This window comes from Corynebacterium sp. CCUG 69979 (genome assembly GCF_024454095.1).
In the GTDB taxonomy this organism is placed as follows: domain Bacteria; phylum Actinomycetota; class Actinomycetes; order Mycobacteriales; family Mycobacteriaceae; genus Corynebacterium; species Corynebacterium genitalium.
In genome coordinates this window covers 53,088-71,789 of record NZ_JAGPZA010000013.1, presented here as the reverse complement: position 1 = coordinate 71,789, position 18,702 = coordinate 53,088, and the positions used below count along the sequence as shown (strand labels likewise).

At 62.6% G+C, this 18,702-nt stretch carries 16 protein-coding genes and 1 pseudogene; 9 read left to right on the top strand and 8 right to left on the bottom strand.

Annotated elements, in window-relative coordinates:
• Together KBX18_RS11830 and KBX18_RS08515 are read left to right on the top strand one after the other, a co-directional pair.
• On the top strand, nucleotides 1-516 hold a 516-nt coding region (locus tag KBX18_RS11830), incomplete at its 5' end, for a collagen-like protein (protein WP_305083021.1).
• 280 nt (nucleotides 517-796) lie between these two features.
• Nucleotides 797-2,098 (top strand): hypothetical protein, encoded by a 1,302-nt coding sequence (locus KBX18_RS08515; protein ID WP_255995644.1) that lies wholly within the window; start codon nucleotides 797-799, stop codon nucleotides 2,096-2,098.
• Nucleotides 2,099-2,294: 196 nt separating this feature from the next.
• On the opposite strand, the gene KBX18_RS08510 is transcribed toward KBX18_RS08515, so the two are convergent.
• The 4 genes and pseudogenes from KBX18_RS08510 to KBX18_RS08495 form a co-directional block, all read right to left on the bottom strand.
• Nucleotides 2,295-3,041, bottom strand: a complete 747-nt coding sequence (locus KBX18_RS08510) for a DUF3800 domain-containing protein (protein ID WP_255995643.1) — start codon at nucleotides 3,039-3,041, stop codon at nucleotides 2,295-2,297.
• A gap of 118 nt (nucleotides 3,042-3,159) precedes the next feature.
• A pseudogene (locus KBX18_RS08505) lies at nucleotides 3,160-3,531 on the bottom strand (pyridine nucleotide-disulfide oxidoreductase); the annotation flags it as partial.
• A gap of 406 nt (nucleotides 3,532-3,937) precedes the next feature.
• Nucleotides 3,938-4,192, bottom strand: coding sequence for a hypothetical protein (locus tag KBX18_RS08500; RefSeq protein ID WP_255995642.1), 255 nt, complete (start codon nucleotides 4,190-4,192; stop codon nucleotides 3,938-3,940).
• Between the two features lie 181 nt (nucleotides 4,193-4,373).
• Nucleotides 4,374-5,765 carry an FAD-dependent oxidoreductase gene (locus tag KBX18_RS08495; protein ID WP_255995641.1) on the bottom strand — a complete coding sequence of 464 codons (1,392 nt, stop codon included), beginning with the start codon at nucleotides 5,763-5,765 and terminating at the stop codon, nucleotides 4,374-4,376.
• A gap of 338 nt (nucleotides 5,766-6,103) precedes the next feature.
• Here KBX18_RS08495 and pta point away from each other — a divergent pair, with 338 nt between their 5' ends.
• On the top strand, nucleotides 6,104-7,465 hold the full coding sequence (gene pta / locus KBX18_RS08490) for a phosphate acetyltransferase (protein ID WP_255995640.1): 1,362 nt from the start codon (nucleotides 6,104-6,106) through the stop codon (nucleotides 7,463-7,465).
• Nucleotides 7,466-7,468: 3 nt separating this feature from the next.
• Complete coding sequence (locus tag KBX18_RS08485; RefSeq protein ID WP_255995638.1) at nucleotides 7,469-8,668, top strand: acetate kinase; 1,200 nt, start codon at nucleotides 7,469-7,471, stop codon at nucleotides 8,666-8,668.
• A 270-nt stretch (nucleotides 8,669-8,938) separates the two neighbouring features.
• On the opposite strand, the gene KBX18_RS08480 is transcribed toward KBX18_RS08485, so the two are convergent.
• Complete coding sequence (locus tag KBX18_RS08480) at nucleotides 8,939-9,316, bottom strand: hypothetical protein (RefSeq protein WP_005288372.1); 378 nt, start codon at nucleotides 9,314-9,316, stop codon at nucleotides 8,939-8,941.
• 298 nt (nucleotides 9,317-9,614) lie between these two features.
• Between KBX18_RS08480 and KBX18_RS08475 the strand changes: the two genes are divergently transcribed.
• Nucleotides 9,615-10,223, top strand: coding sequence for a hypothetical protein (locus KBX18_RS08475; protein WP_156774804.1), 609 nt, complete (start codon nucleotides 9,615-9,617; stop codon nucleotides 10,221-10,223).
• Nucleotides 10,220-10,897: a roadblock/LC7 domain-containing protein gene (locus tag KBX18_RS08470; protein WP_005288378.1), complete on the top strand. Its 678-nt coding sequence runs from the start codon at nucleotides 10,220-10,222 to the stop codon at nucleotides 10,895-10,897. The genes KBX18_RS08475 and KBX18_RS08470 overlap by 4 nt, the downstream gene beginning before the upstream one ends.
• A 6-nt stretch (nucleotides 10,898-10,903) precedes the next feature.
• On the opposite strand, the gene KBX18_RS08465 is transcribed toward KBX18_RS08470, so the two are convergent.
• From KBX18_RS08465 to KBX18_RS08455, 3 genes are read right to left on the bottom strand one after another with little or no spacing between them, the layout of a single operon-like run.
• Nucleotides 10,904-13,510 carry a serine/threonine protein kinase gene (locus KBX18_RS08465; protein WP_255995637.1) on the bottom strand — a complete coding sequence of 869 codons (2,607 nt, stop codon included), beginning with the start codon at nucleotides 13,508-13,510 and terminating at the stop codon, nucleotides 10,904-10,906.
• Nucleotides 13,503-14,522, bottom strand: coding sequence for a glutamate ABC transporter substrate-binding protein (locus KBX18_RS08460; RefSeq protein ID WP_255995636.1), 1,020 nt, complete (start codon nucleotides 14,520-14,522; stop codon nucleotides 13,503-13,505). Before KBX18_RS08460 ends, KBX18_RS08465 begins: the two co-directional genes overlap by 8 nt.
• Nucleotides 14,522-16,051 carry a hypothetical protein gene (locus KBX18_RS08455; protein WP_255995635.1) on the bottom strand — a complete coding sequence of 510 codons (1,530 nt, stop codon included), beginning with the start codon at nucleotides 16,049-16,051 and terminating at the stop codon, nucleotides 14,522-14,524. Before KBX18_RS08455 ends, KBX18_RS08460 begins: the two co-directional genes overlap by 1 nt.
• A 72-nt stretch (nucleotides 16,052-16,123) precedes the next feature.
• Between KBX18_RS08455 and KBX18_RS08450 the strand changes: the two genes are divergently transcribed.
• From KBX18_RS08450 to KBX18_RS08440, 3 genes are read left to right on the top strand one after another with little or no spacing between them, the layout of a single operon-like run.
• Nucleotides 16,124-16,588 carry an NUDIX domain-containing protein gene (locus KBX18_RS08450; protein WP_255995634.1) on the top strand — a complete coding sequence of 155 codons (465 nt, stop codon included), beginning with the start codon at nucleotides 16,124-16,126 and terminating at the stop codon, nucleotides 16,586-16,588.
• Entirely contained in the window at nucleotides 16,581-17,702 is a 1,122-nt protein-coding gene (locus tag KBX18_RS08445) for an ABC transporter ATP-binding protein (protein ID WP_255995633.1), read from the top strand. The genes KBX18_RS08450 and KBX18_RS08445 overlap by 8 nt, the downstream gene beginning before the upstream one ends.
• Complete coding sequence (locus KBX18_RS08440; protein WP_255995632.1) at nucleotides 17,695-18,453, top strand: ABC transporter permease; 759 nt, start codon at nucleotides 17,695-17,697, stop codon at nucleotides 18,451-18,453. The genes KBX18_RS08445 and KBX18_RS08440 overlap by 8 nt, the downstream gene beginning before the upstream one ends.
• Nucleotides 18,454-18,702: the final 249 nt, after the last annotated feature.

Below are 18,702 nucleotides of genomic sequence, written 5' to 3'. Positions count from 1 at the left end.
ACCACTACCTCGGAGGAGACCACTACCTCTGAGGAAACCACTACCTCGGAGGAGACCACTACCTCTGAGGAAACCACTACCTCGGAGGAGACCACTACCTCTGAGGAAACCACCACGTCGGAGACGACCACTTCTGAGACCACCACCCCTGGTGAAACGCCAGAGAACCCGGGTAGCTCCGGGGACAAGAAGAAGCTGTGGTGGCTCCTGCTTTTGGTTCCGGTTGTTCCGGGTTTGATCTGGCTGTTTGGTAAGGACTCGGGCTCCTCTAACCCGAACCCGCCGGTTCCGGGTAAGCCGGGTGAACCGGGCAAGCCAGGTGAGCCGGGTAAACCAGGTGAGCCAAGTAAGCCGGGTGAACCGGACCAGCCGGGCGAAAAGCCTGAGCCGGGCGAGCCGAGCGTGGTGAACACGACGGGCCAGCCGGGTGCCCCCGGTGAAGGCCGCCAGCCGATTCAGTCCGTGCCGTCCGGTGCGACTGAGAAGGGCGACGACGTCGCTGACTTCATCGGCTAAGAGCTAATCGCTCGAAAACTAAGAGCGGGTTGATGCAACCAAGCATCAGCCCGCTTTTTCATGCTTTGATCTGCGTTCCGTGTCGCACCGCATAAGCATCGGCGCCAACGTCATACACGTTCTAGCTGCAAATACGTAGTATTATGCAAGGTCAAACTACTTAGTGGACCTAACAGTGAATAACATATACCATTCCTGAGAGGGATTAAGGTTTCATCCCGAAGGTGGTCACTGCAGGGGGACAGTTCAACCAGTTCTCCTGGGTGCGAAGGTACGACGTGTGAAGAAAGAGAACATGAAGAAGCAGGTAGTTTCCCTGACCGTGGCGGCGGCGCTTGTCGCGCCGCTGGCAGTAATTCCCGCCCAGGCACAGGCGGACGTGCCGGTGCACATTCAGCGCACTGGTGGGCGTTTCAGCACTGACTATGATTTCCCCACGTTCGACTGGAGCGGCTGCGAGTGGGCCGTCCGCCAGACGGAGGGCAAGCTGAACTTCGGTGGCCCGCAGGCGGCGGACCCCGCTGACAACCGCGCGAAGTGGGTCAACGGCGCAACGCCTTTGCCCAACGGCGACCTGAAGATTCGCAACGAGGGCATCCGTGGCGGCGTGGAGATCAACGCTGTGGACTCCACCGGCTACGGCACCTACACGTTTGAGTACTCCGCTGATTTCAACGAGATGGATCCGCACAACGTGCTGGGCATCTTCCCGTATGACATGGCGGAGCTCGAGCTGAACAAGTACGACGAGGTGCACAAGAACTCCCACGGCTCCACTGAGATCGACTTCATCGAGATCAGCCGCTGGGGCGTGGTCAACCGCCCGCTTCCGCACGGCGGCGTGACGTACTACCCGGACACGGCTCAACGCCCGGACCGCATCAAGCCCGCTGAGTTCGACATCCCGGCCGGTCACCAGACCCTGCAGACCATTGCTGAGTGGGAGAAGGACTACCTGCGCGTGATCACGAAGACGAAGCAAGGCCAAGTGCTTTCCGACGTCACTTCCACCCACCGCGTCCCCCGCGACACCGGCACCCAGCAGCTGCGCATCAACTTGTGGACCAGCGGCGCCAACAGGAGCGAGCACAAGAACGCGGGTGCCGACGAGATCATCTTCCACGACTACAACTACTCCCCGCACATCGGTGCAGCCGCTCAGCAGCCCACCGACACCGACAAGGGCGCTGTCCCGCCGGCTCCCGAGGCAGACGCACCCGAGGTCGAGGCTGGCACAGTGCCGCCGGCACCGGCCGAAAATGCCCCTGAGGTAGAGGGCGGAGTAGTTCCTCCCGCACCGGAAGCTGACACCCCCGAGGTAGAGGATGGTGCGGTCCGGCCGGCACCTGCACCGGAGGAAGCGCCGTCGAACGCCCCGGAGGCAGCTCCGTTGGAAAACGGTGCTCCTGAGGTTCAGCCCGAGTCCGAGCTCTTCGACCCTGAGCAGCAGGAGAAGGAGTCCAAGGAAGAAAAGGCTGCGGAGAAGAGCAAGAACCGGAGCTCTGACAAGAGCAGCAGTAGCAGCAGCGAAGGTGCCCTCGCTCGCCTGTGGCGCGGGATCCGCAGCTTCTTCGGGTTCTAGTCTGACACGGGTTCTATGGCACACCGTCGGCTACCACTGGTTGAAGCGCCGGCGGCGTGTCAGTCTTGACTAAAGGCGTCGTCCTGTGTAACGTCGCGGGCATGCAGGAGTCGTCCCTGAAAGGGGACGGCTCCGGCCCATTTCGGGGGTATTATTCAAGGTCCTGCAGGCCATAAGCCTTGGACTCGGGCCTTCACTACTGCTTGGGCCACACATATTCATATTCCAGAAGACTGTCCACTTCTGAGCAGATGTGCTCGACCTGAGATCTCGCCCAAGCATTGTTCATGGGGGCAGAGAACCGTCCCTTTTGGTAAAAATATGTACACACGTCGACCGCTTGCAATAGGCGGCTGTGGTCGGATGGGCCAAAATAGGCGGTATCAAAGATGTGGTCCAAGGCGACACTAATTTTACCCTTGAGTGCTTTTCCTCTCGCAGCTCGTAGGTTCGCACGAGAGTCATTAGCTGAGTGGTGCTCGTCTGCGAAAATGAGAGCGCGTTCATCGGAGTAGTTTTTGCGCATCTGTTTCTCTACTTCTTCGAGAATGTAACCCATGGTCTGCTGATGAAGTGGGAATGCCCTAGTTCCATACCGTGCTCGGTAGAGATTCTCGTCAATCGTGCGGGTGACAAAGATAGGCTTCTGCCTTTTGATGACCTGAACAATGTCGGAGAAGAGATCGAAACGATCGGCCATGGCGATTTGTCGCCAATGGCCTTTGCCGTGAAAAATCTCTACTGCGTGAAATTCTGATTGACTTGGAAGAACGGTTGAATAACGGCTGTGCAATTGGTCGCCGAGCTCATTGATCTCTTCCTCAACGTTCACGGCTTGTGCCGGACTGCACATCAGCGCGCCGAAAGTGTAGAAAGAGTCATCTGTAGTCTCTGATTCGTCCAAATAGCACAACCGGACCGAACGGTCTGCGTTTTTCCCCATAGTGCAATGCTACTGGCGAACTGGTTAGCTTTCCTGGTCGTGTCGGACAGAAAAGTCTACTGAAAAAGGTCCCGGCGAGTTGCCGGGACCTTGCTTTAGATCCTAGTGCACTAGGGACTTAGATCTCGTATTCCGGGTGCGAGGCGGCGACCATGTCGTTCCACTCGACGACCTTCTTGCGCTCGCGGCCTTCGGCTTCGCCGACGGCGCGCTCGTGGGCGTCGAGGTTGTGCCAGCCTTCCCACGTGGTCGCGTTGACGTTCTTGGAGGCGAGCAGGTCCAGGATGTCCTGGGGGTCGCGCTTGTCGGTCAGTTCCAGGGAGCCGTTGCGGAAGTCGTCGATAAGCATCGTGGTGGTGTCCTTGGCGTCGGACTTGGTGTTGCCGATCAGCCCGATAGGGCCGCGCTTGATCCAGCCGGTGGCGTAGAGGCCGGGGACGATGTCGCCGCCGGGCTCGGTGAGCACGTGGCCTTCGTCGTTGGGGATGACGGGCTACGAATCCAACGCACTTGGCCCCAGTCGCCGCGGACGGATAGCGTGACTTCACCGCCCGGCCCTGCATCAGTTGGTTTTGTTGCTTGCGTGATCCCGCGTAAGAATCGTTTTTGGCGCAGTTGGCTAGAGACAACCTCTGAGTAGGAACGGTCGAAGCATGCGGTTGGCAGAAAACCACTAACCACTAACTCAGCGTTGATCAACAGCACACCCGGCGCTGATCAAAGGTACTCACCGTGCACGAGACCGATTTGCGAACAAGCGCGAGAAGCGCTTGCGAACCGGTTTCGGATCAGGATTTTGCAATCCCGTACGCTCGTAAAAATCGCTGGGAAGAGGCTCGCCGGTTTGCTGACTCGCCTTAACCGCGAGCTTCGCCCACTCTCGCTGCCGATCAACCTTAGTCATTTTCGAAGTCATCATCGGCCTCCTTGTCGGTGCCCCCATTATCGTTCTTTGACCCGGCAATGGCTAGATCCTGGATGATCTTCTTCTCCGTGCGCGTCGCCAGCGGACTCTCGACCAAGATGTTCAGATGGAACATGCCTAACTGGAACGATTGGTCATCTTTCTCGCGAATCAGATCGGTTGCCCACGTGTAGCGTTTCCACCATTCGGCGCGAGCGTCGCTCACCGTCTTTTGGTGAATTGTCAAAATTAGCCCTAAGAAGCCCAGGAAAGCTACGAGCAGCTGTCCTGCCCGCAGCCAGATATCTATTTGGTCCACGTTTTACCCCCTGTCTCCACTGACTTTAGCTGAGATAGGGTGGGCACTGGACAGACGAAAACGAGGCCACGCTACCGTGACCTCACGTAGAGAGTTTCGGCGCAGACCCCTAGATCTCGTATTCCGGGTGCGAGGCGGTGACCATGTCGTTCCATTCGACGACCTTCTTGCGTTCGCGGCCTTCGGCCTCGCCGAGGGCGCGTTCGTGGGCGTCGAGGTTGTGCCAGCCTTCCCAGGTGGTCGCGTTGACGTTCTTGGAGGCGAGGAGGTCCAGGATGTCTTGGGGGTCGCGCTTGTCGGTCAGCTCAAGGGAGCCGTTGCGGAAGTCGTCGATAAGCATCGTGGTGGTGTCCTTGGCGTCGGATTTGGTGTTGCCGATCAGCCCGACGGGGCCGCGCTTGATCCAGCCGGTGGCGTACAGGCCCGGGACGATGTCGCCGCCGGGCTCGGTAAGCACGTGGCCTTCGTCGTTGGGGATGACGGCCTTGTAGTCGTCGAAGGGAACACCGTTGACAGCGTCGGAACGATAGCCGACCGCGCGGTAGACCGCCTGGACATCCCAGGTGGTGGTCTCGCCGGTGGTGGTCACGCCACCGTTGCCGTCAAGCTCCGTACGCTCGGTGATAAAACCGGTGACCTTTCCGTCCTCACCGGTGATCTCCACCGGGGACTCGAAGAAGTGGATGAACAGCTTGTGCGGGGCACCCTTCGGGTCGCGCATCGCGTAACCCTCAAGGGTCTGGCAGATCAGGTCAACGGACTTGGAGTCGCGGCGGGCCTGCTCGGACGCTTCGTCGTAGTCGATGTCCTCCGGGTCCACAATCACCTCAATGGTGGGGGAGTGGTCCAGCTCCTTGAGCTCCAGCGGGCTGAACTTCGCCTGCGCCGGGCCGCGGCGGCCGAAGATGTGAATCTCCTTCGCGGCGGAGCGGCCCAGGTTCTCATAAACATTGTCCGGGATCTCGGTGACGTGCAGCTCATCTGCAGTCTTGGCCAGCACGCGCGCAATATCCAGGGCGACGTTGCCCACGCCGACAATCGCGATTTTCTCAGCCGTGAGGTCCCAGTCGCGGGTGAAGTCCGGGTTGCCGTCGTAGAACCCGACGAACTCGGCGGCACCGTGGTGGCCGTCAAGCTCCGCGCCCGGGATGTTCAAGTCGCGGTCGGCGACAGCGCCGGTGGCGAAGATGACGGCGTCGTAGTACTCCTGCAGCTCCTCGACAGTGATGTCGGTGCCCACGTCGACGTTGCCCAGCAGGCGAATCTCCGGCTTGTCCATCACGTTGTGCAAGGACTTGATAATGCCCTTGATGCGCGGGTGGTCCGGCGCCACGCCGTAGCGGATCAGGCCAAACGGGGCGGGCATGCGCTCGAAGATGTCCACCTTCACGTCCACGCCGGACTGGGCGAGGTCAGACTTGATCAGCAGGTCGGAGGCGTAGATGCCGGCCGGGCCGGAGCCGACGACGGCGACGCGGAGGGAATCCTGGGGAGTGCTCATAGAAACTGCTGTGTCCTTCTCGGGGGTGATAGTGATGGATAGTTATTAGTACCTGCCAGTGTAGCGGTTTGGCTAATAATACCTAGACCGCTCGTTCTATCGCATTCGTACTAAGTGGTGCGAGGGATGGGACGTCGAAAAGCAACGAGCGGGGGCTCGCGGCGTGCGCACGTGAACTGCTGCTGCGCGATAAGTGTGAATCACGTTTCACCTGCGGATTTTTTCAGGCACGCGCCCATGGCCGTGGCTACACTGGTGACCAATGTCGCGCGCGGCGACGACTGCGCGACGGCTCACAACGCACGTCAAATGTGCACAACCCACGCGAAAGGATCCCCATGGCTAACAGGTCCGTTTTGATCACCACGGTAGGCCGCACCCTCGACGACATCGACGTAGATGCGCTGGCTCAGGAATCCAACCTGACCCCCGTGCGTCTCACCGAGCACGAGGCTGACGTTTCCGCCATCGTGTCCGCAGACCTGCTGTCCGCAGGTGACTCCCTGATCGTCGGCACCGGTGACTACAACTTCGACGCCGACACCGCATCCACGCTGGGCGTTCCGGTGCTCGTCGTCGCTGCGGCCGATGGTGTTGCAGAGTTGGCGAAGAAGCGTATCGAAGAGCTCGGCGCCACCGTCGCCGCCATGGTGACAGATGTTGACGCTGCTGCCATCAACACCGCGCTGACCACCGAGACCGAGCAGGTCATGTCTGCAGCCGTGTTTGAGAACTGGTTGCTCAACCGTGCCAAGGAGAAGCGCTCCCACATCGTCCTGCCGGAGGGCGAGGATGACCGCATTCTCGAGGCCGCTGATCAGCTCCTCGCGCAGGACGTCGCCGACATCACCATCCTGGGTGACAGCGACGATATCGCCCGCCGCGCTGACAGCAAGGGCCTGAACCTGTCCAAGGCGAACATCATCGACCACCTCAACTCCGAGCTGCTGGAAGAGTTCGCTGCCGACTTCGCCGAGCTGCGCAAGAAGAAGGGCATCTCCATCGAGGAAGCCCGCGAGACCATGAAGGACATCTCCTACTTCGCCACCATGATGGTCCACAAGGGGCTTGCGGACGGCATGGTATCCGGTGCCGCGCACACCACCGCGCACACTATTAAGCCGTCCTTCCAGATCATCAAGACCGCCCCGGGCGCGACCGTGGTGTCCTCGATCTTCCTCATGGTCATGCGCGGCCGCCTATGGGCCTTCGGCGACTGCGCCGTGAACCCGAACCCGACCGCTGAGCAGATCGGTGAGATCGCAGCTGTTTCCGCACAGACCGCCGCCCAGTTCGGCATTGACCCGAAGGTCGCCGTTTTGTCCTACTCCACCGGCACCTCCGGCTCCGGCCCCGACGTCGATCGCGCTGTCGAGGCCACCGCGAAGGCGAAGGAGCTCGCTCCGGACGTCGCCATCGACGGCCCGCTGCAGTTCGACGCCGCATGCGACCCGGGCGTGGGCAAGAAGAAGGCACCGGACTCCCCGGTCGCCGGAGAAGCCAACGTGTTCATCTTCCCGGACCTCGAGGCAGGCAACGCCGGCTACAAAATCGCTCAGCGCACCGCCGGCGCGCTCGCTGTCGGCCCGATTCTGCAGGGCCTGAACAAGCCGGTCAACGACCTGTCCCGTGGCGCGACCGTCCCGGACATTGTCAACACCGTCGCAATCACCGCTATCCAGGCACAAGGAGCAAACTAACTCATGGCATACGTACTCGTTCTCAACTCCGGGTCCTCCTCGATCAAATTCCAGATCGTCGACCCGACTGCCTCCGCCGCAGACACCCCGTTCGTCTCCGGCTTGGTTGAGCAGATCGGTGAACCCAGCGGCCACATCAAGATCAAGATCGAGGGTCGTGCGGTAGAGTCCTCCATGCCGATCCGCGACCACCGCGGCGGCTTGCAGCTGGCCATTGCCATGCTGGACGCCAACGGCGCTGGCCCGACCCAGGTGGAGATCATCGCCGTGGGCCACCGCATCGTGCACGGTGGTCAGACCTTCAGCGAGCCAGTGCTTATCGACGACACTGTGGTCGAGCAGATCCGCGACCTCATTCCACTGGCCCCGCTGCACAACCCCGCCAACATTGACGGCATCGAGGTGGCACGCGCACTGCTGCCGAACATTCCGCACATCGGTGTGTTCGACACCGGCTTCTTCAACCACCTGCCGGCCAACGCCGCCACCTACGCCATTGACGCGGAGGTGGCCAAGGAGCAGAAGATCCGCCGCTACGGCTTCCACGGCACCTCCCACGAGTTCATCGCGTCCCAGGTTCCGGACTTGATCGGCAAGACCCTCGAGGAGACTAACCAGATCGTGCTGCACCTGGGCAACGGTGCGTCCGTCTCCGCTGTGCGCGGCGGCCAGCCGATCGACACCACCATGGGCCTCACCCCGCTCGAAGGCCTGGTCATGGGTACCCGCTCCGGCGACATCGACCCGGGTGTCATCTTCCACCTCTACCGCCAGGCCGGCATGAGCATTGACGAGATCGATAACCTGCTCAACCGCGGCTCCGGCGTGAAGGGCATCTCCGGTGTCAACGACTTCCGCGAGCTGCACACCATGATCGAGGAAGGCTCCGCCGAGGCGAAGCTGGCTTACGACGTCTACATCCACCGTCTGCGCCGCTACATCGGTGCCTACATGATCGCCCTGGGCCGTGTTGACGCCATCACCTTCACCGCCGGTGTCGGCGAGAACGACTCTCAGGCTCGTGCCGACGCGCTGGCAAATCTCGAGGGCTTCGGCGTGAAGCTAGATGAGGCGAAGAATGCCGAGAGCGGCGACGCCCGTATCATCTCCACCGACGACTCCGCTACCAAGGTCCTCGTGGTTCCGACGAACGAGGAGCTGGCCATCGCCCAGAAGTCCGCGCAGATCGCGCAAGGGGCTTAAGCGGCTGGGGCGCTTACGCCCCCGGGCAAGACAAAACCCACGGCGGGCAGTTCGGCGAACTGTTCCCAACCGTGGGTTTTGTGGTGTTCTTCAGGTGTGCGGATCAGTCTCCGCGTCAGCAGCACTGACGGCGAAGAGGAGGTCGCCCTCCACAGGCATGGGCTGGATGGCGCGCAGCTGCGCGAAGTCCATGGATGAAGGGTGGGACGCGATCACGGACCACAAAGGCTGGCCTGCGGGCGGGTCTTCTCCGCTATCAGTGCGAGCTCTTCAGGAGAGGCCGTGCTTGTTCAAGCCGGACTTGACCACGTTGCGCATCAGCGCGAGGTTGGTCTGGTCCGAGAACGCAGCCACGTACACGAAGAGGTTGTTGTCCAGCATCTTGATCAGGTGGAACTGGTCGTTCAGGGTAAGCAGCATGTCCTGCAGGTTAGTGCGAGAGATGCTCAAAGCGTCCATTGCCTTGAACTTGGACTTGACCATCTCAGAGTTGTAGGCCGCTGCGACGTCAAGGTCGAAGTTCGGGTAACGGGAGTTGGTGGCCAGGGACATGCCGGTGTCCAGGTCGACGATCGATGCGCCGATGAAGCCGCCGAGGTCGCTGGCGATCTCATTGAGGTAGTTGTTCAGAGTTTCTTGGTGGGACATGTTCTTCCTATCTGTTTGTACTTGCGGGAAATCCAATCGAGAAAGTTAGCACTCAACTTGGAGGAAACCCAATACTGAAAGTAACTCCTGGTTTTCCACATCAAGCAGAAAAGTCACTTTACTTCTCTGTAGGTTACATTATTATCGGCAATCTAGGGAGTGTCGCACAGCGATTTGGAAGAAATAGGGTAAAGCGGCTACCCCTATGATGACGCGACAACAAATGTTAGGTTGAGAAAGCAAGGAGATAAATGCCGTGGAAGAGTACGCAGGCGTTCACCGGCGTCAAACTGGTGACGTGAACCGACCGCGCCGCGCTACCAAAGTAGAGCAGCCGTGGGAGAAGGAAGCCCTGGTCGGATCTTATGTCGACCGTGAGGTCGTTTTCTTAGGGCCCGTGGGAGTAGGAAAGACGACCGCGATCTCTACTCTGTCGACGCTTGCGCCCGTTCAAACGGAGGTGTACGCAGCAGCATCGGATGACTTCTACGTGCACACTAAAACGACGACCACCGTGGGCATCGATTTTGGAATGTGGCACCGTCCCGACGGCCGCACCATCGGCCTCTACGGAACCCCTGGGCAGGAACGCTTCCAGGCCGCCCGCGGGCCGGCGATGAACCCGGAGGCCGGGTTGGTTCTCTGGCTGTTCGGCTACGAGCACCTGCTTGAAGACCAGGTTAGTGAGTGGATCATGGCTATCCACGACATGAAGGCGACGAACCGCGTCGTCGTCGCGGTGAACTTCAAAGAGCCGGGCCAGCCTGATCCGGTGACCGAGTTGCGCCACCTCATCCCGGCATTCGGTTTCCCCGATGTGCCGATCATGTCCGCTGATCCCCGCAAGGCGGGCGACGTAGCGGCTGTTGTGGACGCAGCCTTGAACCGAGTGGGAGCCACAGCATGACGTTCACCCAGCACTACGCACCTTATCCCTTGACCTCCGATGCGAATTCCATGAGCGAACCGAACCCTTACTTGAATAACCGCCGCTTTCCCGGCGACAATAACGTTGTGAACCCCGACGCGAATTTCTACCGAAACGTGGACGCTAATGCCCGAATAGCGGACGCGGACATAGTAGATGCCGAAATCGCAGACGACGATACGGCTGGCGTCGACGAGTGGTCCACCCAGATTGGACGCCACCGTCGCGTGCGCGGCACAGATTTTTCCACCAGCGACTTGGCAAAGGCGTGCTTGCCGATCATGTCGAATCTGCGCAACGAGGTGCCCGGTGTGCACTCGGTGGTCCTCGGCACCGGTGACGGCCTGCATGTGTGCTCCATCGGCTTGAAAGACGGCATCGACGCATCGCGTATCACGGCGCTCAACTCGTCGATGTTCGGTGTGGCCGCCGCCCACGCGAAGGTCATTGACCCGGTCTTGGGTGATGAGCACAGCACCAGCGTCATCGTTGAGCTCCCCGGTGACAACCTCATGGCACTGGTGAGGATCGAGCACGAGCCGATCGGCCACCTGGTCATGGGCATTTTCGCCACCGACACCCAGCTGGGCATGCTGACCCACCACGCGCGCAGCTTCGGTAAGCGGCTCGGTGAGTGGCTGAGGGAGATTTAACCCCGGCTAGAACCAGGTTGCCGGCCGCACCTGGTTCGCCGTGTCCACCAGTGCATACCGGTGGCGGGCAAACGGTGCGCGCCGGGCTTGCTCTCGCAGGGTGATGGCAAGGCCGCGGCGGAGGCCGTGGATGGTGAAGTCATATTCGAACAATTGGTTGCGCGATGCCGCCTCGAGGACGTCCTGCTCGATGAGGTAAGTCAGGCCGGCGCGCAGTACAGCGATCTTGATCTGCAACAGCCGCGGTTCGTTGGTCGGGATCTCCTCCAAGCGCCGGGCCGCGCGGCGAATGCGCGACTCGGTCAGGTCCCCGCTGACCAGGTACAAAATGGTGGTCAATTTGGCCATGCGGTGGTGGCGCGAGGACATCGGCACCTTATCCAGGGCTGCCACGGCCATCTCTACCTCACCCTCGAAGATGAGCTGGCGTGCCAGCCCGAACGCGGACGACACAGTGGTCTGGTTCGCCGCCCACACCAGGGCGTACAGGCGCATTGCATTGAGTCGCAGCGTCTCCGGTTTTTGCGAGATGTGCGACCAGTTCGGCGTGATGTCGCCATCCTTCTCCAGCCGGACAAAGTAGGAGTTCGGCAACTCGCCTAAGTCGGATCGGATGGAGGCGAGGTGGCGGGACAAGGTGGCGTCGATAAGCTGCTGCTGTTGCAGGCCAGCTTCCTGCAATAACAGCTCATCGACGGCTGCGAGCGCGAGTTTGGGCGCGGCCTCGCCCGGCACGATGTCGAGGACTTGCGCGAAATCGCGCTGCGCTGCCACGAAGTCGCCGTGGACGAGTTCAGTGACGCCGCTGTACCAGTGGAAACGCCAGTCTTCGCGGAGCCGCTCGTTGAGTTGGGAGAGCCAGTGGCGCGCTTGCGTGGTCAGCCCCAAGTCGAGCATCGCGCGGACGACACCGAAGGGAATCTCGGCGGAGTGCTCGTACTCCGGGGTCTGCATTGCTTGGCGCAGCGTCTCCAGGGTTTCCTGCGGCTCGGCGTAGGAGGAACCGGTGAGCATGCCCGCACCGACATCGCTGCGGTCAATCAGGGGCGTGGGCAGCGCGGATACGACTTCGGACGGGGTGATTTCGGCGGTGCGGTCGATGCCGTCGATAAGCTGATCGGTCCGGAAGACCAGGTGCTTGGTGCCGAATGTCGTACGTTGCGGCGAGAACAGCGAATGCTGCTGCGGGAAGTAGAGGCCGTCGCGCACGGCGAGCACCTCGCGCAACACCCCGAGGAGCTGGACTTGGAGCTCACCCACGCTGGAGAAACGTTGCGCTGGGTCGGGGTCGCAGCAGCGCACGAGCAGTCGGTAGAGCGAAATGTGGCGGCGCAGCGTCGGTGATTGCGTGGGCGTGGGCAGCTCCATCGTGAGCACGCCGTTTTCCTTCGGCAGGTCCAAAATGAGTGCGGCGAGCGTGCGGCCAATGGTGTAAATATCGCTGGTGATGCTCGGGCCCTGGCTCGCGACCTCCGGCGCCTGGTAGCCCTTCGTCCCGTAGATGTAGCCGTACGCCCCGATGCCGCTGACCGCGCCCAGATCAATCAGTTTCACCTGGTCCTCGGCCACAATGATGTTGTCCGGCTTCAGGTCGTTGTACACCACCCCGCGCGCGTGCAGGTACCCCAGCGCGGGGAGCACCTCCAGGATGTACGCGATTGCCAGGTCGATGGGGAGGAGGTGATTGCGCTGCTCATTGCGTCTTTCGCGTAACGACGGCCCACCCACAAACTCCATCACAATGAACCCACCGGAAACACGCGGATCGTCGATAAAGTTGAAAATCTTCACAATCCCCGGGTGCGTGATGTCTGCCAGGAATTCGCGCTCCGCCGCGGCAGCAGCCGTCTCGTCGACGCTCTTTTCCGCCTGCATGCCCTTGAGCACCACCACGCGGCCGGCGACGTGGTGGTCCTGCGCCAAGTAAATCCAGCCCATGCCGCCGTGGGCGATCACACCCTGGATCTCGTATTGGCCGGCCACGACATCGCCGGGGTGCAGCTGCGGTTCCGGGATGCCCTTGTTCACCACGGCGTTCGTCGGATCCTTGATCGCATCCTTCGGGTCCGTCGGCGGGATCCACGGCAGCTCCACCATGCCGTCGGCCACTGTGCGGCCCTTGCGCTTTGTCGCGCGGCGCTCCATGAACGTCTCCAGCGCTTGCCTGCGCGACCTTTCCGACGTGCTCTTCTGCAGCTCCTGCAGCTGCGCATTCGTGAGACCGGCCGGGCCGGTGCTGGATGAGCCGGTGAAACTCGGACCGGAAGCGGCGGCCGTAGCTGCTGCGGTGGCCGGGTCCGTGCCGGGGCCGGTGGTCGGGCCGGTCGCCCCGCTGTCGCCGCTGCGCAGCTTGTCCAAGTCCTTGAGAATGCCCTCGAACTCGCCGGTGCCGGAGTAGGGGTCGAAGTCATCTCCCCACTCGTCATCATCAGCATCATCGTCGTCGGCGAAGGGGTCGAAGGCGACGGCGCTGGTGCTTTCGGCGTCATCCGGATCGCGGTCTTCTGTGCCCGGGCCGTCAGCGGACGGGTCGAATTTCACCGCGTGGGTTTTGGCGGGGGAAAGCGGCTCGGGGTGCTCGGAGCGCTCGGTCGGCTCGGGTGCGTCAGTCATTCTCAACCTCCGTGTCAGCCGGTGCGTCCGGCTCGGTGGGGTCCTCCGGGCGGTATCGCAGAGCGGGGGCGGACCGGCTGGCGATATGGGGGCCGAGCCAGTCGTCGAAGATGCGGTTCCAGGTACCGTCGTCACGCACGCGCTCTAACGTGGAATTGACCTGGCGGGTCAGCCCGTCGTAGCCCTTGGGGATGCCGATGGCGTACTGCTGCTCCGCCACAGCCTCACCGGTGACCGTGGTCAGCGGGTCTTGGGCGGCGGCGCCGGCGAGGATGGTTTCGTCGCCAAGAATGAACCCGGCCTGGAACTGCTGCATCGCCATGAGGCAGTCGGTCCACGTGCGCGTGCGCAGAACCTCCTGTTTGGGGAAGGTGCTGCGCGCCATGTCGACCACGTTGGAACCGTCGGCAACGCACACGCGCTCATCGCCGACATCCTCCACGGACTCGATCCCGGAGGCCGCGGGCACGAGCATGCGTACGGACGAATCCAGGTACGGCACCGAAAAATCCACCTTCTCCGCCCGCTCGCGCGTGATCGACATCGTGCGGATTACCACATCCACCTGCCCGCTTTGCAGAGCTTCGGTACGCATGGTGGATTCCACGAAACGGAAGTCGACTTTGTCGGGGTCGCCGAAGATGTCGCGGGCGATCTCGCGTGCCAAGTCGACTTCGAAGCCGCGCAACTCACCGGTGGCGTTGTCGCGGAAGCTGAGCAGGTACTGCGATTGGTCCACACCCACGATGAGGCGGCCGCGCTTGACGATGTCCGGCACACGCTCCTCCGGTTTCTTGTCATCCGGACGCAGCGAGCCCTCCCACTCGAAGGTCGTTGTCGCCGACTCCGGCTCAAGGCCAGGGATGTCGATGTCCGCGCCGGGCGGCAGCGGAACGTCATCATGAACCGTGTCGGGCGCCGGCAGCGGAGGCGGTGGGGGAGCAGGGGTGCACGCAGTGAGCGCGCCCAGCGCGGCGAGCACCGAGACACTGAAGACCTTCCGCGCGCCCATCACATGTACTCCTGCATCCGTGGACGGATTCCGAACCACATCGCGATCACAGCCGCGAACACGAGCAGCATCACACCCGGCGCCACGGCGCGCGAGGCAGACAGGCCGTCATTGATGTCCGCGCGGAGATCTTCGCGGGAGGAGGAGATGAGGTCGGTCAGGGAGTCGTCGAGAAGCGAAAAAGCGCTCGCGGCACTGTCCTCATCGCTTGTCGACGCCGCAATGTCCACCGCCCGCTCATAATCACCCGACTGCAACGCGTTCATCATCCGGGTGTGGGCCCGGCGCCACTCGCTCAGCGCGGTGCGGGCTGTGTCGACCTCGCCGGCGTTGTCCTCATTCTCGATCGCGTCGAGCGCGGCGCGGACCTCTTCGACGGTCGCCGCCAGAGGCGAACCTTCCGAGGAGCGGCGAGTCAAAAGGGTCAACGTCTCGTTCGTGCGCGTCTCCTGGGCGGAGATGCGCGCGCCGGTGAGCTGCTCGAACGGGCCGGCCGCGGCTTCGAACTCGCGTGTGCCGGCGTGCCACGCGGCGATGTTGGACACGCCGACCCACACTACTGCAATCAGCAGGAACGCCGTGGCGACGAGGAAACCGCGGTTGAGGCGGCGGCGGAACATCCGCCACAGCGCACACTGCGCAGCCAGCAGCGCGAGCACAGCGATGAGGAGGCCGGACAGCGGCCCGAACTGCGGCGTGGACAAACGCTTCATCTCGCCGCCAAGCTGCGCGCGGGTGAGCTGCAGAATTTCCTCGGCGCTGACCAGCATTTCCTCGCGCATCATCGTGCTTGCCTGCGTCATGTACGCCACGCCGAGCGGGTTGCCGGTGCGCTGGTTCGCCTGGGCGCGCTCCATCAGGCCGGTGTATTGGGGGAGGAGGCGCTGGATTTCGCGGACGTGGTTTTGGACTTCGGTGCTGTCGTCGACACGCGTTTCCACGCTGCCGCGCAGCACATCGTCCGCCGCGATGACTGCCTCATCGATCGCCGCCATGTACTCGCGGTGCGATTCCGCGTCCTGCAAGCCGGGCTGTACGAACGACGTGGTGGCCAGCGTGTCCGCCTGGCTCAGGCTGGTGTAGAGGATGTGCGCCGAATTGCTCATCGGCTCCGTGGCGGTGAGCATCCCGTCGAGTGCGGATTCGCGGTTCGCGCTCGACTGGCTCATCAGGTAACCGGTGCCTAGCAGCAGGAGAGTCAGCGCCACCATCATCGCGATCAGGCGGCCCAGCGTGGTGAGCAGGAACCCCCACGCTTCCACGACCCAGCGGCCGGTGCCGCCGAACGAGTCGTAGATCTTGTCCCGGAAGCCGCTGAACCCGGTGCGCTGCGGGGCCTCCTCCAGTGAGTCCAGCCAGGCGTCCTCGTTCTGCTCCGGCAGTACCGGGGCTTTGCGGCTCTTGCGGGGAGTGAAACGGGGAAGTCTCCGTTTCCCGGTCTTCTCGCCGTTGTCGGCGTTATCGGGCAGCGCGACGTCAGCGTCGGCAGCGAACTCCGCTGCCTCCTCTGAACGCTCCCGTACCGCCATTGCCCCAGAATAGCGCCCCGCACGCCCCCACGGCGGCAACCACACTGGTGGCATCTGGTTACACTGGCCCACATGGAAGGCGACGGAAACGGATGGGTTGACGGCCCCGGCGGTAAGCCGGTGTGGGGCAAGCACGGCGCGGCGGGCCTGTTCCTCCGCGCCGGGGACGCGGTGCTGCTGCAACACCGTGCGCACTGGGTTGCCGACGGCGGTACGTGGGCCCTGCCCGGCGGCGCCCGCGACTCCCACGAGACCGTCGAAGAGGCAGCGCTGCGCGAAACGGTGGAGGAGTGCGGCGTGGACACCTCGCTCATCGAGGTCGAGCAAGCCATCGTCACCGCCGGCGAAGACCCCGGCTGGACTTACACGACCGTGCTGGCCCACACGACCACCGGCGGACCGATTCCCCTCGAGCCCAACGCGGAATCTATGGAGTTGCGTTGGGTTCCGCTGAATGAAATCCGTCAGTTTCCGCTTCATGCGGGGTTCGAGTCGTCGTTAAGCGTGCTTCTATGGCACGCTAAAGCGCATGATTGAAGTCTCTCACCTGACTAAAGAGTACGGTCAGGTCCGTGCGGTCGACGACCTCACATTCGCAGTCGAACCGGGGGTGGTCACCGGCTTCCTCGGGCCGAACGGCGCAGGTAAATCCACCACAATGCGGATGATCCTCGGCCTGGATGAGCCGACGTCAGGCACCGCGCTTATCGACGGCTCCCCCTACCGCTCCCTCCGCGACCCCCTGCGCAAGGTCGGCGCCTTGCTGGATGCGAAGGCGATCCACCCGAACCGCTCGGCGCGCAACTCGCTGCTGTGGCAGGCGCAGGCGTCCGGGATTCCGGCCTCCCGTGTCGACGAAGTGCTTGATCTTGTCGGTCTGACCAGCGTCGCCGGGAAGAAAGCCGGCGGGTTCTCGCTGGGTATGGGGCAGCGCCTCGGCATCGCGGCGGCGATGCTCGGCGACCCCGAGTACCTCATTCTTGACGAGCCCGTCAACGGCCTCGACCCCGAAGGCATCCGCTGGGTGCGCGAACTGCTGCGCCGCTTCGCCGCCGAAGGGCGCACCGTGCTCGTGTCCTCGCACCTGCTGGCCGAAATGGCGCAGACAGCCGACCGGCTCGTGGTGATCGGTAAGGGGCGGCTGGTCGCCTCCGGTTCCGTGAACGACTTCATCAAGGAGAACTCCGCCGTCACCACCGTCATCCGCTCCCCGCACCTGGCCGAGTTCTCCGCCGCCCTAAGCAGCGAGGGCGTCGAGTTCCACCAGGCCGCCGACCCCGATGGCCGCCCCGTGCTGGAGATCCCCGGCCGGTCGTCGGAGGAGATGGGCCAGCTGGCCTTCTCCGTCGGCGTGATGGTCACCGAGCTCACCGAGCGCCGCGCTTCCCTCGAGGACGCCTACATCCGCCGCACTGAAGGTTCTGTCGAGTACCAGGCGGCGCCGGGGGCGGTTGTGCCGCAGGGTGCTGGCGCTGGTGCGCCGGGTGTTGGTTCGCCGAGTGTTGGCGCTGGTGCGCCGGATCGTGGTGCCGTGCCTGGTGCTGGTGCTGGTGCTGCGCCTGGTGTTGGTGCTGCACCTGCGCGGCCCTCGCAGCCTGCGCCGGGTGAGCCGCAGGACCGTACCCGTAGAGGAGGTAGCCACCGTGCTTAAGACCATGCTTTCGGAGTGGACAAAGCTCCGCACCACCGCTTCTTTCTGGTGGACCTCTGGTTTGGCGCTGTTGTTCTCGATTGCTTGGGCTGTGCTCATGGCCAGCCTGGACAACCCCGACAGCCCGACATATGGCGGCGCTTCTGCCATCATGGGATTCAATTCCTTCGGCCTGATGACGCTGTTGATCCAGGCCATCATGGTGGTCACCACCGAGTACCGGTTCAAGGTGAACTCGACGAACTACACACTGACGCCGCAGCGATGGCAGGTCGGCCTGGCGAAGCTGCTCGTGTACGGCATTTTCGCAGCGATCTTCTCCGTGGTGGCGATCTTGCTGTGCTTCATTGTCGGCGACCTCATCGCCGCCAACCCGATCGAGTGGTGGGACAACCCCTTCGTCCGCCGGTCGCTGTGGGTCATCCCGCTCACCACGTTCATGGCGGTCATGCTCGTCCAGGGCATTGGCTGGATCGTCCGCGCCACCGCCGGCGCGCTGGCCATCTACCTTGGTTGGCAGCTCGTGCTGGAGCCGGCGCTGGCCATGATCCCGAGGGTCGGCCGCAACATCCAGACCTACGCCCCATTCATGAACTTGCAGTTCTTCACGGCGAACATGAACAACCCGGGCCCGGACCCGCTCGACACGGCAGGTGCCCTTCCGTTGTGGCAGTCGTTCGTGCTCTTCGCAGTATGGGCGGTTGTCCTCTACGTGATCGGGCTGATCCTGCTGGAGAAGCGCGACGCTTAGCACTCTCGCTGAAGCGCTGAGCGCTCGCAAGGCCGGTCCCAGACGGGGCCGGCCTTTCTTCTTTGAGTACCTGGGGCCCGGCTCGCGTCTGTTTTCCGGTTCAATCGGGCCGGTAGCCCCGCTTCTACATTTTTAGTATCGCCCTTCACCAAGTTCGAAGAAATCCGACCTGCGGAAACGCGGTAGAAATTCACTAGAAGGCGATACTAAAAATGTATTCCGTCGGAGACCCTCGGGATCTCACCGCCG